Here is a 13,199-nt window from a genome sequence, read left to right as displayed (position 1 = left end):
ATGAAGAAGCTAGGGGGAAACAGAGGAGAGATCAGTGTTCTGGAACTGATTCTGATTCCGTTGATTATCTTCTTCGTGGTGTTCTTTCTGATTCAGGGAGGAGACTGGATGAAGATCCGGGTGGATCATGGCAATGATGGCCTGACCGCGAATACCGCAGAATCGGTTGCCAGGATCAATTCAAACAATGGATTGAATTGCCCGGTAGATGGCAGCGATGGCAGATGTCCGCACTGGACGAGCAGCGGATATGTTGCGTATTACGACAATGTGAAGAATACCATTGTTGGAGAGAAGCCTTATGGATATAACGAGGATTCCACGATGGTCATTGAAGGAAAGAAGTACTATGGAGATCCTGGAACCATGGTGATCAAAGTCGTGTGCTCAGAGGGAAAGATCACGCTGAGCTGGGAAGAGGGCAGGCAATGAGGCTGAGTTCTTTTTCCATCGGATTCCAGATCTGGGTGATTGTATTATGCTTCTTTCTCGGGGCTGCTTTAGGCAGTTTCATGAACTGCATTGCCGGAAGGATTGTAAGGCATGAGGACTGGATTCATGGGCGTTCGAAGTGCGATGCCTGCGGTCATGTGCTTGGCTGGAGAGATCTGATTCCGGTATTCACCTATCTGCTTGCTAAGGGCAGATGCAGATACTGCGGAGCGAAGATTCCTTCTGACTGCTTATGGACAGAGGCTGGCTTAGGACTTCTGTTCGTATTCTTTGCGGAGTGGTTCGGATTGAGCATGGAAACAGTCAGGACCATGGGACTGGCGAGCATTCTTCTCGGATTATCGCTGGTGGATCTGGAGAGCTATGAGATTCCGGATGGATTCATCATTGCCGGGATTGTCTGGTGGGGAATCTGTCTTCCGTTTATGGGTGAAACCATCGGCTCCCTGGTGAAGAATGGACTGATCGGAGGCTTTGCGATTGCCGGAGGCATGCTTGCTTTCTCGCTTCTCTTTGATAAGATCACAGGGAAGGACAGCATGGGCGGGGGAGATATCAAGCTGTATTTCATGGTGTCACTGTATCTCGGCCCGGCAGAAGGTTTTCTGAATCTTATCCTGTCCTGCATCGTGGGCCTTTTATTCGTGTTATTATTACACCGGCAGAAGATACCGTTCGGGCCGTCGATCTCGATCAGTTCTGTGATCTGCCTGCTGGTTGGATTGCCGATTGTAAGCTGGTATTTCAGCTTGTTCTAAAGGGGTTTTGACGTATGGCAAATGGATTGCTTGGTATGGAGTTCGGCTCCAGCCGTCTGAAAATTGCTGAAGTGAGGGATCATAAGCTGGTCAAGTTCTTCGCCGCCGATATGCCTGACAATATCATCCGCAATGGTGAGGTTGTCTCCATGGACGGACTTTCTGACTTCCTGAAGGATGTGCTGAAGGAGCAGAAGTTCACTGCAAAGAAGGTATGTCTTGCTGTCCCGGATGCAGATACGATTATCCGCCGTCTGCAGTTTCCGCTTATGACCGAAGCCCAGCTGAAGGTGAATCTTCCGTTTGAGTTTCATGATTTCATTACGGGAGAGAAAGATGATTACCTGTTTGACTATGCGATGATCGGCATTGAGAGCGATGAATCCGGGAAAGATACTGGAATGGATCTGCTCGGAGTAGCCGTTTCAAAGCAGAAGATGCTGGATTACCAGACCATGTTACGGAGGATCGGTCTGAAGCTTGTCGAGGCTGCTCCGGCTTCCCTTGCGATCGGCTGTCTTCTGAACCGGCTGGTTCCGGAAAGCAGAAACCGGGATTTTGCAGTTCTGGATCTTGGGTATCATTCTTCTGATATTCTGATGTTCTCAGATGGCGTCTATGATACCAAGCGGACTTATGAGATTGGCTGTGAGACTATGGCACAGCGGATTGCGGAACAGATGAATTGCGATATTCATATCGCTTCGCTGCACCTGAAGCAGAATAAGGATGGCGTTCTGGACAGTGAGGCGGTTTCAGATATTTCCGGTGAGATTGCCGTCAATGTGATGCGGGCAGTCAATTACTATACGTATGAGAAGCGGGATAATTCCCTGGAAGTGCTGTATGTGACCGGGGGCGGGGCCTGGATTGAACCGCTGGTGAAGCAGATCAGCGATACGGTTCCGCTGAAGGTGGTTCTGCTCAGTTCATTGAAGAATGCAGCAGTTTCTGATGAGGAAGCGCTGATCAGCGGATCGGCAGCCTGCGGGATCTGCTTCTATGGGGAGTGAGGTGCTGATCGATGAGTGAAAAGAAGAGCATCTTTTCAAAGGAAATCAGTCTGAAGCCTGTCAAAGCACGCTATCCGGAAAAGACGTATATCAATCTCGTCGTCGACGAGCAGAAAGCAAAGGATCAGAAAGCAATCATCTGGTTTGCGGTGTTTCTGGCGGTTCTGGCAGGATTCGTGAAAGTGGGGGTCTATGATCGCCTGGATGAGCTGAATGCTGCGGAAGCGCAGTATAATCAGATGGCCGCGCAGCTCACGAAGCTGCAGGAAGCAAACAGCAGCTATGATTCTGTCAAGGAACAGTATGATGAAGTGACTGACTGGTACATGACGGATGAAGAGAAGATGGAAGCTGACAAGGGCAGTGTCTTCGATATGCTGGATGCCGATATGATGCCGTATGTGAAGCTGGAGAATGTCTCGATCAGCGGCAGCACCATTACGGTGCAGACTGGAGTGACGGATCTTTCCACGGTATCGACATTCCTGAAGGCATTGCAGAATGATTCCCGAAATGGGTATGTTACGGTAACGACCGCAGCGGCTTCCGGGGATGAGACCGGAAACCTCGTGACGGCTAGTGTCGTGATTACCTGGGCTACTTCTTCAGAAGGGGGGAATCAGTGATGCTGTCACATGAATTCACGAAACGGGAGAAGATCCTTCTTCTGATCTGTGCAGTTCTGTTCCTCGGGTTCTTCTACTATGAAGTCGTCTACCGCAATGTGCAGGCAAGGCTTGCCGATTACAATACGGATACGCTGGTGACGGAGATTCAGGTCGAGACCGCCAAGGCATCGAAGATCAGCCAGATGCAGCGGGTCATTGAGGACTCGGAAGGAAAAGTCACCGGGGATCTCAGCATCTACAACAATCAGAGCGCAGAGATCACAGCCATGGGTGAGATCTTTGATGAAGATGCAGACAATGTCAGCCTCTCCTGGAGCGATCCGGTATTGACTCAGACGATTGTTCGCAGAGATGTGACGATCTCGTTCCACTGCACTTCCTATCAGAACTTCCGGAATGTTCTGCAGAAGATGTCTGAGATGAAGTACCGTTGTCTGATCAGGGACGTGACGGTTTCCGGCTATGACCGGAATGCGGGAACGGGCATCCAGGATGGCAATGATCTGAATGCATCGATTCAGGTAACCTTCTTCGAGACGACCGAAGGTGCTTCCAATCTCTCTGGTCTTACGGTCAGCCAGGATGACAGCACCACGGATGATACGCTTGGCGATGAACTCCAGAATCGGGCACAGGCTTACAGCAATTAAGCAGGGGCAATGAGCTCCTGCTTTTCTGATGGGAATTGCAGAAGAACTTCGTGACAGGTAAAATGTCTCAAGAGGTATCATGTATGACGAAAAAACCAGTGCTCTGGATCGTGATTCCCTGCTACAACGAGCAGGAGGTGCTGCCCATTACTGCACCGCAGTTTCTGAAGAAGATTCAGGATCTTGCCGGGCAGGGACTGATTGCGGAAGATTCGAGAATTCTGTTTGTCAATGATGGCAGCAAAGATCTCACCTGGAAGATCATCGCGGACCTTGCTGCACAGGATAAGCACTACCTCGGTATTGCCCAGTCCCGAAACCGCGGCCATCAGAATGCCGTGCTTGCCGGACTCATGGAAGCCAAGGATCATTGCGATATCACGATCTCGATTGACTGCGATGGCCAGGATGACATCAATGCCATGGATCAGATGGTGAAGGAATATCTGAACGGGGCAGAGATTGTATACGGCGTGCGGTCGAAGCGGGATACAGATACGTGGTTCAAGCGGACCAGCGCGGAGTCATTCTATAAATTCATGAATCGGATGGGCGTAGAGACGGTATATAACCATGCGGATTACCGTCTGGTGAGTTCCCGGGTGCTGCAGCATTTTGCCGACTTCCGGGAAGTGAATATCTTTCTCAGAGGCATGTTTCCGCTGGTTGGCTTCAAAAGTACGTGCGTGTACTATGAGCGCCATGAGCGCTTGGCAGGGAAGAGCCACTATCCGCTGAAGAAGATGATCAATCTTGCGGTGGATGGCATCACCAGTCTTTCGATTGAGCCGATTCATCTGATCGCAAAGCTCGGCATCCTCGTCTCACTGATCGGCATCATCGGCATCATCTGGGCAATCGTGAGAGCCGTAAGCGGCCATACCGTGGCAGGCTGGGCTTCGCTGGTATGCATCATCTGCTTCTTAGGAGGGATTATCTTATTAAGCCTCGGCATTATCGGCGAGTATGTCGGAAAGACATACATGGAGTCCAAGCATCGCCCGCGCTATATCATCAGCGAACGGACTTCTGATCAGAAAGAAGATAAAGACTGACGGTTATTCCGCATGGTGTTAAAATAGAATTAACAAAGGGGCAGATTCATTTTTAAGATCATGCAGACGGAACACATTCGAACATGGTGTCGGAACCATTTTGATGCGAAAGCTTTTCCGGCTTCTCATCTGGAGATGGCATTCCGGACAAATCTGAGGTTTTCGGGAAGCCTGGCAGTCTTTTCGATGGCTGCGTTGTTTGTCATCTATCGGAATACCGTATGGAAGATCGGGCTATGCCCGAGGATCGTCTATCTTCTGCTCTGTGCAGAAGTGATGATCAGCGGGCTTGTGCTGCTTGCCTCAAAGAAACGGGAAGTATGTAGATCAGAAAAAAAATACAGGAAGTATCTGAACTTCTATATCTTTTCCATATGCCTGGTCAGTCCCTGCATTGCGACCCTGGATTACCTGGCAAAGGGCCAGGAGATCTTCTTTGTTCCGCTGACGGCTGCCGTATTCTGCGGGCTCTGCATTCCGCCGATCTACGGTCTGGTTCTGCCGTTTGTATCGTACCTGCTGATTCCGTTTATCATCACGAGTGCGATGGAGATCCGGATCGCGTTTCATCCGGTCATGTGGTTTCTGACGATTCTGATGAGTGCGGTTGCGCTTCTGAGATGGGATTTCATCGGCGATCTTGCAAGCATGGAAGCCAGGCTGACGGAAACGAATCAGCGGCTGAAGAATGTCAGTGAGCGTGATGAGCTGACTGGTCTTCGAAACCGCATGGGATTGCGGAATGATTATGACCGCTATGCGAATATGCGGCTCATTGTAGGCATGGCAGATATCGATAATTTCAAGTTTTACAATGATACGTATGGTCATGATGTCGGCGATCTGATTCTGAAAGATATGGCGGACAACCTGAAGAAGCAGTTCGGAGAAGCTGGGGTCTACCGGTTCGGCGGCGACGAGTTTCTGATTATCCAGACCGGCCTTGACAGGCAGGACTTCGAACGGACCGCCGTGAAGTGGAAGAAGAGCCTGAAGCCCCGCATGTTCGGGACGCTGGAATTATGCCCGGAGTTCACGCTCGGGTTTGTCTATGGCAATACGCATGGCACGGATGATCTGAGAAAGATGATCTCGCAGGCGGATGAGCAGCTGTATGAAGGCAAAGCGTCCGGCAAGGGAAGAATCAGCGGTTCGCGGTTTCTGGATGGTTCCCGGAAGCCGGAATACGATCATGAGAATGCGCCGCGCGTGCTGGATGCCGATCCATTGACCGGTCTTCCCAATGCGATGTATTTCCGCGTGAAGTCAGATCTTCAGGCAGAAGCACTGCGCAAGGCGGGAAAAGATCCGGTGCTGATCTACACGAGCATCGATGAGTTCCAGAGCTTTGAGAGGAATCAGGGCTTTGCGGCAGGGGATCAGCTGCTCAAAGAGCTTGCCGAAGATCTCCGGAAGGTATTTCCTTCTGATCTGGTCTGCCGCTTCTCGGAAGATCATTTCCTGGTTCTGACAGATCGGGAAGGAGTAAAGCACATGCAGGAGACCTTCCCGGAGATGGTTTCTGCTTCGCCAGCAATGTCTTCGATGCGGATTCATATGGGTCTCTATGCCTGCGGCAGAAATGCTTCAGGTGTGGCGGACAATGTGGATTGTGCGCGTCTGGCTTCGGAAGAGATCCGCAATACGGATGTCATGTGCTTCTGGTATGACTGGAATCTGCAGCAGAAGAAGAGCCGGAATGCATATGTTCTGACTCATCTGACCGAAGCCATTGAGAAGCGGAGAATTGAAGTGCAGTTCTTGCCGGCAGTGCGGTTTGTCAGCGGGGAAACTTCGGAACTGGAAATCATCTCGGTCTGGAATGATCCGAAATGGGGACTCATGCAGGAAGAAGTCTATCTTCCGGCTCTTGAAGAAGCAGGCAGAGCAACGGAACTGAACCGCTATCTGCTGGATGAAAGTATTGCAATCATGGCTGCGCGGAAAAAGGAAGGCAGGCCATACGTTCCTCTGGTCCGCAAGCTGTCCTCCAAGGAATTCCTCGACCAGGAGTTCCGGAAACATGGACTGAAGCTCATTGATTCTGCCGGGCTTCCGCACAGCATTGTGTCGTTCGGCCTTTCTGAGAGTGCCTTCAGCACAGAGAATCAGGCATTGAACTGCGAAGTCAGAATGATGTGCCAGCAGGGCTTCCGGGTATGGCTAGATGACTTCGGAGCTGGCAGTATGGCGATGAACGGACTGCTGGAGCCGGAGTTTGATGCGATGCGGATCAATCTTTCCACGCTGAAACATCATCAGGAAACCGGCAGGTATCAGGAAATCCTTACAGGGATGCTGTCGCTTGGCCGAACGATTCATCTGACGTCCGTCGTTTCCGGTACCAGCGGAAGCGAAGAAGAAACGATGCTGATGCTCGAAGGATGCCAGAAGCTGCAGAAGACTGCAGCGGAAGCAGCTTTCCCGGCCGATCAGCTGGAAGAACGCCTGAAGGCCGGCTTCCTGCCGCCGCTGGAAGAAATGTCTCTGCGGACTTATTACGATACAATTGGTTCAATCCGGCTCAGGATTTCGCCCTCGAAGATGGCACCAGCTCCTTCAGCAGTCTTTGAAGAGAAAGAAGGGCACTGCCGGTGCCTGCGCTGGAATCACGAGTTTCTGGATCTGCTTGAAGAATTTGATATTCATGGGATCAGCCAGCTGAACGAAAAGCTGGAAACGGAACCATATCGTTCTCTTGCTGAAAAGCAGATTGAAGGAGCCCGGACGGATCAGAGATGGCACGCCGTCCGGTTTGCTGATCAGGTATCCATGAACGGTGCATGCCGCTTTGCGGCTTGCAATGATTCTGATCATCGGACTGCAGTACTGACCGTATTCTTCGGGTCGCTGCAGAACTCGATCGGGATCCCGGAACCATGATGTTTGAAAAACAACATTCCGGATCTGAAAGAACCGCAGACTGAAGGACTTTCTATGCGGATCTGATCTGAGAAAAGTTCCGAGAGAACCGCTCCGTCAGACAGGGATGCGCTATGAAATTGCTGTAGCAGGACAATAACGGGATGCTATAATGAATTCCGGGAAATGAGGTCAGAAATGTATAAGCGTGTACTACTGAAACTGAGCGGCGAAGCACTTTCCGGTCAGGAGAAGAATTTTGATCCTGCAATCCTCAGACATCTGGCTGAGGAAATCAAAGAAGCAAGCGCACTTGGCGTGCAGATCGCAATCGTAGTCGGGGGCGGAAATTTCATCCGCGGCAAGACGGTTGCGGAAATCGGCATTGACCGGGTCCAGGGTGATTATATGGGCATGCTCGCAACTATTATCAATGCGCTTGCTCTGCAATCAAGCCTGGAAGGCATCGGCGTGGATACCCGTGTGCAGACAAGCATTGATATTCCGAAGGTTGCAGAACCATTCATTCAGAGAAGAGCGGTCAGACATCTGGAAAAAGGGAGAGTCGTGATCTTCGGCGGCGGCACCGGCAGTCCGTATTTCTCCACGGATACGACGGCGGCGCTGCGTGCTTCAGAAATCAAGGCAGATGTAATTCTGATGGCAAAGAACGGCGTCGACGGCGTCTATTCCGCTGATCCTAAGAAAGATCCGAATGCGACCCGCTACAGTCATCTGACCTATATGGATCTATTGAACAAGGGTCTTCAGGTCATGGACAGCACGGCGACCAGCATGTGCATGGACAACCATATGAAGCTGATGGTGTTCAACATGAATCAGCCTGGCAATATCGTAAAGGCAGTACGCGGTGAAGAAATCGGCACCGTCATTGAATAGGACATAAGGAGAGAAAAGTATGGCTTACCCGATCGTTGAATCATCCGAAGCAAAGATGCAGAAACAGATTGAACACCTCAGAGAAGAACTCAATACTGTCCGTACCGGCATGGCAAATCCGAACATGCTTGCAGATGTGAACGTGGATTATTACGGCAGTCCGACACCCCTGAACCAGATCGCTTCCATCAAGGTGGAAGAAGGAAGAACCCTGGTCGTAAAGCCATTTGATCCGTCTTCTCTCAAGAATATCGAAAAGGCCATCAACATGGCTGATCTCGGTATCGCTCCGCAGAATGACGGCAAGGTCGTCCGTCTGTCTGTGCCGCAGCTGACCGGTGAAACCCGCAAGGAGATGACCAAGAAGGTCGGCAAGATTGCTGAAGAAACCAAGGTTGCGATCCGCAATATCCGCAGAGATGCGAATGCGGCAATCAAGAAGGACAAGACCATGGATGAAGACATCCAGAAGGATGCCGAGAACGAGATTCAGAAGCTGACTGACAAGTACAACAAGCAGGCAGATGAACTCGCTGACAAGAAGAACAAGGAAGTTCTGAAAGTATGACCGATGACATCCGGAGCATTGCTGCCCGGATGTTTTCTGTACAAGGAATCCATGTCCATTCTGGAATTGCAATGCAAAGTGCAAGCGTTTAAAATTGAAGTAAAGCAACCACATCAGATTTTACAAAGGAGGAAAGAAAACTGATGAAAAAAGTCTTATCATTGACCCTGGCCGCGCTGATGTCTCTCAGCCTGGCCGGCTGCGGAGGAGGTTCTTCTGCAGCAGCTACCTCAGCAGCAGCTGCTTCAGAGGCCGCTTCCGAAGCACCGGCAGAAACTGCCGCAGCAGCTGCAGCATCTTCTGACATGAAGGTTGCGATGATCACCGACTATGGTGACATCACTGACAAGTCCTTCAACCAGACTACTTACGAAGCATCCAAGGCATTCTGCGATGAGAACGGAATCGAATTCGAGTACAAGAAGCCGGCAAGCGATGCAGATGCAGACCGTGAAGCTTCGATCGAAGATGCAATTTCCGAAGGCTACAACGTCATCGTCATGCCGGGCTTTGCATTTGCACAGGCAATCGCAGATGAAGCACCGCTTTATCCGGATGTGAAGTTCGTCGCTCTCGACGTTGCGCAGGCTGACCTCGATTCGGCTGCAGGCGGAACGTTCTCTGCTGACAATGTCTATTCCGCAGTCTACAAGGAAGAGCTGGCTGGCTACATGGCAGGATATGCTGCTGTGAAACTCGGCTATACGAAGCTCGGCTTCCTCGGCGGCATGGCAGTTCCGTCTGTTGTCCGCTATGGCTCCGGTTTTGTTCAGGGTGCTAACGATGCGGCAAAGGAACTCGGAAATACTGCTGATGTCGAAGTGAAGTATGTATACGGCGGCCAGTTCTACGGCGACGCTGATATCACTTCCGTCATGGATACCTGGTATCAGAGCGGCACAGAAGTTGTCTTCGCATGCGGCGGCGGCATCTACAGCTCGGCTGCAGAAGCAGCAGTCAAGACCGGCGGCAAGGTGATCGGCGTTGATGTTGACCAGGCTGCTACGATTGACGGCGACTATGGCGAGGGCATCACGGTCACTTCTGCGATGAAGGGTCTGGCTGCTACGGTCAATACGCTGCTTTCCGCAATCCGCGATGGCAAGTGGGATGAATACAAGGGCAAGGTTGAAACTCTTGGCATCGTCTCCGATGAGCCGAGCGAGAACTATGTGCAGCTGCCTGATGATACGCAGTGGGGCGATGGCTTCACCCAGGATGACTACAAGCAGCTGGTTGCAGATCTGCACAGCGGCAAGATCACGGTTGACAATTCCATCGATGCACTGCCGACGGTTGATATCGCCGTTGATGATCAGGGTTCTATCAAGGGCTGATCTGAATCACACTATCATTGCCTGCAGAGGGTTCGTCCCTCTGCTTTTTTTCTGATTTGCAGGAACCTGAATCTTCCGGTTTTATGAAAGAGCTGGTTTTTCTGAAACCATCATTGCTTCAGTATTTCTGAAAAGACTGCGTAAAGGAATGCGGGAATTCGTTCTTTTTCTCATGAAAGTCCTGCATGCATGATCTGGTGAAGTGAATTTATTCCTTCATCGGTCTCTGATTCCGGTATAATTTATAGTAAAGCAACCGTTTCCAGAAAATAGGAAGGGAGGACAATTATGGCAGAGGAACAGTGCCCGTATGCAGTAGAAATGCTGCATATTACAAAGCGTTTCCCCGGAATTGTCGCAAATGATGATGTTACCCTTCAGCTGAAGAAGGGAGAGATTCATGCGCTGCTTGGAGAGAATGGCGCAGGCAAGTCAACCCTGATGTCCGTATTGTTCGGAATGATTCAGCCGGAAGAAGGAGTCATCAAGCTGAATGGAAAAGAAGTGCAGATCAATGATCCGAATGATGCCAATGCTTATGGCATTGGCATGGTTCATCAGCACTTCAAGCTGGTCCAGGTTTTCACCGTTCTTGAGAATATCATGCTCGGTGTAGAAACCACGAAGCATGGCATCCTGCAGAAGGAGGAAGCCAGAAAGAAAGTCGTGGAGCTCAGCGAGCGCTATGGCCTTTCGGTAGATCCGGATGCGAAGATCCAGGATATCACCGTAGGCATGCAGCAGAGAACCGAGATTCTCAAGATGCTCTACCGGGATAATGACATTCTGATCTTCGATGAGCCGACGGCAGTACTGACTCCGCAGGAGATTGAAGAACTCATGCAGATCATGAAGAATCTGGCCAAAGAGGGGAAGTCGATCCTGTTCATTTCCCATAAGCTCAATGAGATCATGGAAGTAGCTGACCGGGTTACGGTCCTGCGCAAAGGCAAGTGCATCGGCACGGTCGATGTCAGCGACACGACGCCGGAAGAACTGAGCCGCATGATGGTCGGAAGACCCGTCCAGCTGGTCGTGGACAAGAAGCCGGCCCATCCGGGAGAAACGGTTCTCGAAGTCAGAGATCTCACGATTGCCAGCAAGGTTCATAAGAACAATGCAGTAAAGCATGTCAGCTTTGATGTTCATGCCGGAGAAATCGTCTGCATTGCTGGTATTGACGGTAATGGCCAGACCGAGCTTGTCTATGGCATCACCGGTCTTGAGAATGCGGTCAGCGGCACGGTGAAGCTGTGCGGAAAGGACATCACGAATGCACCGATCCGCGAACGCTCGGAAGAAATGTCTCATATTCCGGAAGACCGTCAGAAACACGGACTGGTTCTGGATTATCCGCTGGATTACAATCTCGTGCTGGAACGCTATTTTCAGCCGGAATTCACTACCAGGGCAGGCTTTCTGAAAAAACCGGCCATCCGGAACTATGCAGAGAAGCTCATTGAAGAATATGATATCCGCTCCGCGCTTGGACCGGCTACGATTGTCCGCAACATGTCCGGCGGCAACCAGCAGAAGGCAATTGTTGCAAGAGAGCTTGATAAGCATCATAAGCTTCTCGTTGCAGTTCAGCCGACCAGAGGTCTTGATGTCGGCGCAATTGAGAATATCCATCGTCAGCTGGTCGCTCAGCGCGATGCCGGCGATGCCGTGCTGCTGGTCTCTCTGGAACTGGATGAAGTCATGAATGTCAGCGACCGCATTCTGGTCATGTATGAAGGAGAAATTGTCGGTGACCTCGATCCGAAGAAGATCACGACCGATGAACTTGGCCTCTACATGGCAGGTGCGAAACGCATGAAGGAAGGAGCAGACGCATGAAGAACAGGAAAGGCAGCCTGCTTGAGAGCGAAGGATTCCGTACCTTCCTCTCCTCGATGATCTGCATTCTGGTCGGACTTCTGATCGGCTGGGTGGTTCTCACGATCATCAATCCTTCCGGATCAGGTGAAGCAATCATCACGATTCTCCTCAACTTTCTGACCAAGTCCACCGGACCTGCCAGACTCAAAGCACTCGGCAATACACTTGCCAAGACGGCACCGCTGCTGATGTGCGCACTGAGCATCTGCTTCTGCTACAAGACCGGACTCTTCAATATCGGTGCAGCCGGTCAGTATGAAGTCGGAGCAGGAGCTGCATTATATGCTGCCCTTGCGTGGAACTGGCCATGGTATCTGTGTCTGCTCTTTGCGGCAGCTGCCGGGGCATTGCTCGGCGCGATTTCCGGCGCCCTCAAGGCATACCGCAATGTCAACGAAGTTATCTCCGGCATCATGCTGAACTGGATCGGTCTTTATTTCGTGAACATGATCCTCGGTTCCGGAGCTCCGAAAGACAGTGCCAGCCCTTATACGAAGAAACTGGCCAGTGCCAATGCTTCGGCTGTACTGCCGAGTCTCGGACTGGATAAGCTCTTTGCCAACAACCGCACGGTCACGATTGCGATTCCGCTTTCGATTCTGTTTGCCATTCTCATCAGCGTCGTTCTGAACCGGACCCGCTTCGGATATGAACTCAAGGCAACCGGATACAACCGTGAGGCAGCCCGCTATGCCGGCATGAAGGAAAAGAAGAATGTCATCCTGACCCTTGCCATCGGCGGTGCACTGGCCGGTATCGGAGCAGCGTTCCTGTTCCTTTCTACCTATCAGGAATGGTCCACGACCCAGACTTCCGTCCCGGCCATGGGCTTCAACGGCATCGCTGCAACCTTCTTAGGAGGACTTTCTCCGATCGGTTCCATCTTCGCTTCCTTCTTCATTCAGCAGATCACCGACGGCGGTTCGCTGATTGATAAAGCAATCTATCCATCGCAGATCTCAGACCTGATTTCCTCGATTATCATCTATCTCTGCGGATTTGTCGGCTTCTTCCGGTTCATGATGAAGCAGCACGCAGCTATTCGCAGAGAGAAGAATGACGGAGAAAAGAAGAAAGAGGAGGAGAAATAACT

At 51.1% G+C, this 13,199-nt stretch carries 12 protein-coding genes; all 12 read left to right on the top strand.

Annotation, left to right across the window (positions count from 1 at the left end):
- The 12 genes from FYJ51_RS07740 (at nucleotide 1) to FYJ51_RS07685 (ending at nucleotide 13,197) form a co-directional block, all read left to right on the top strand.
- Nucleotides 1–432 carry a hypothetical protein gene (locus tag FYJ51_RS07740; RefSeq protein WP_154504718.1) on the top strand — a complete coding sequence of 144 codons (432 nt, stop codon included), beginning with the start codon at nucleotides 1–3 and terminating at the stop codon, nucleotides 430–432.
- Nucleotides 429–1,211 carry a prepilin peptidase gene (locus FYJ51_RS07735; RefSeq protein ID WP_154504716.1) on the top strand — a complete coding sequence of 261 codons (783 nt, stop codon included), beginning with the start codon at nucleotides 429–431 and terminating at the stop codon, nucleotides 1,209–1,211. The genes FYJ51_RS07740 and FYJ51_RS07735 overlap by 4 nt, the downstream gene beginning before the upstream one ends.
- A 14-nt stretch (nucleotides 1,212–1,225) precedes the next feature.
- The gene (gene pilM / locus FYJ51_RS07730) at nucleotides 1,226–2,224 is read left to right on the top strand and encodes a pilus assembly protein PilM (RefSeq protein WP_154504714.1); all 999 of its coding nucleotides are present in this window, start codon (nucleotides 1,226–1,228) and stop codon (nucleotides 2,222–2,224) included.
- An 11-nt stretch (nucleotides 2,225–2,235) separates the two neighbouring features.
- On the top strand, nucleotides 2,236–2,850 hold the full coding sequence (locus FYJ51_RS07725; protein WP_154504712.1) for a hypothetical protein: 615 nt from the start codon (nucleotides 2,236–2,238) through the stop codon (nucleotides 2,848–2,850).
- A complete protein-coding gene (locus FYJ51_RS07720; RefSeq protein ID WP_105304037.1) occupies nucleotides 2,850–3,503 on the top strand; it encodes a hypothetical protein in 654 nt (217 codons plus the stop codon). Before FYJ51_RS07725 ends, FYJ51_RS07720 begins: the two co-directional genes overlap by 1 nt.
- 83 nt (nucleotides 3,504–3,586) lie before the next feature.
- Nucleotides 3,587–4,558: a glycosyltransferase family 2 protein gene (locus FYJ51_RS07715; RefSeq protein ID WP_105304036.1), complete on the top strand. Its 972-nt coding sequence runs from the start codon at nucleotides 3,587–3,589 to the stop codon at nucleotides 4,556–4,558.
- Between the two features lie 186 nt (nucleotides 4,559–4,744).
- Complete coding sequence (locus FYJ51_RS07710) at nucleotides 4,745–7,441, top strand: diguanylate cyclase domain-containing protein (RefSeq protein WP_205946243.1); 2,697 nt, start codon at nucleotides 4,745–4,747, stop codon at nucleotides 7,439–7,441.
- Nucleotides 7,442–7,618: 177 nt separating this feature from the next.
- Complete coding sequence (gene pyrH, locus FYJ51_RS07705; protein WP_154504708.1) at nucleotides 7,619–8,320, top strand: UMP kinase; 702 nt, start codon at nucleotides 7,619–7,621, stop codon at nucleotides 8,318–8,320.
- 19 nt (nucleotides 8,321–8,339) lie between these two features.
- On the top strand, nucleotides 8,340–8,888 hold the full coding sequence (frr, locus tag FYJ51_RS07700; protein WP_154504706.1) for a ribosome recycling factor: 549 nt from the start codon (nucleotides 8,340–8,342) through the stop codon (nucleotides 8,886–8,888).
- Between the two features lie 143 nt (nucleotides 8,889–9,031).
- A complete protein-coding gene (locus FYJ51_RS07695) occupies nucleotides 9,032–10,225 on the top strand; it encodes a BMP family ABC transporter substrate-binding protein (protein ID WP_154504704.1) in 1,194 nt (397 codons plus the stop codon).
- 288 nt (nucleotides 10,226–10,513) lie between these two features.
- On the top strand, nucleotides 10,514–12,064 hold the full coding sequence (locus FYJ51_RS07690; protein WP_154504702.1) for an ABC transporter ATP-binding protein: 1,551 nt from the start codon (nucleotides 10,514–10,516) through the stop codon (nucleotides 12,062–12,064).
- Nucleotides 12,061–13,197, top strand: a complete 1,137-nt coding sequence (locus FYJ51_RS07685) for an ABC transporter permease (RefSeq protein ID WP_154504700.1) — start codon at nucleotides 12,061–12,063, stop codon at nucleotides 13,195–13,197. Before FYJ51_RS07690 ends, FYJ51_RS07685 begins: the two co-directional genes overlap by 4 nt.
- The last annotated feature ends 2 nt before the right edge of the window (nucleotides 13,198–13,199 follow it).

This window comes from Stecheria intestinalis, assembly GCF_009696165.1.
In the GTDB taxonomy this organism is placed as follows: domain Bacteria; phylum Bacillota_I; class Bacilli_A; order Erysipelotrichales; family Erysipelotrichaceae; genus Bulleidia; species Bulleidia intestinalis.
Note: the sequence above shows the minus strand (reverse complement) of the source record. Positions and strands in the feature narration are given on the sequence as shown.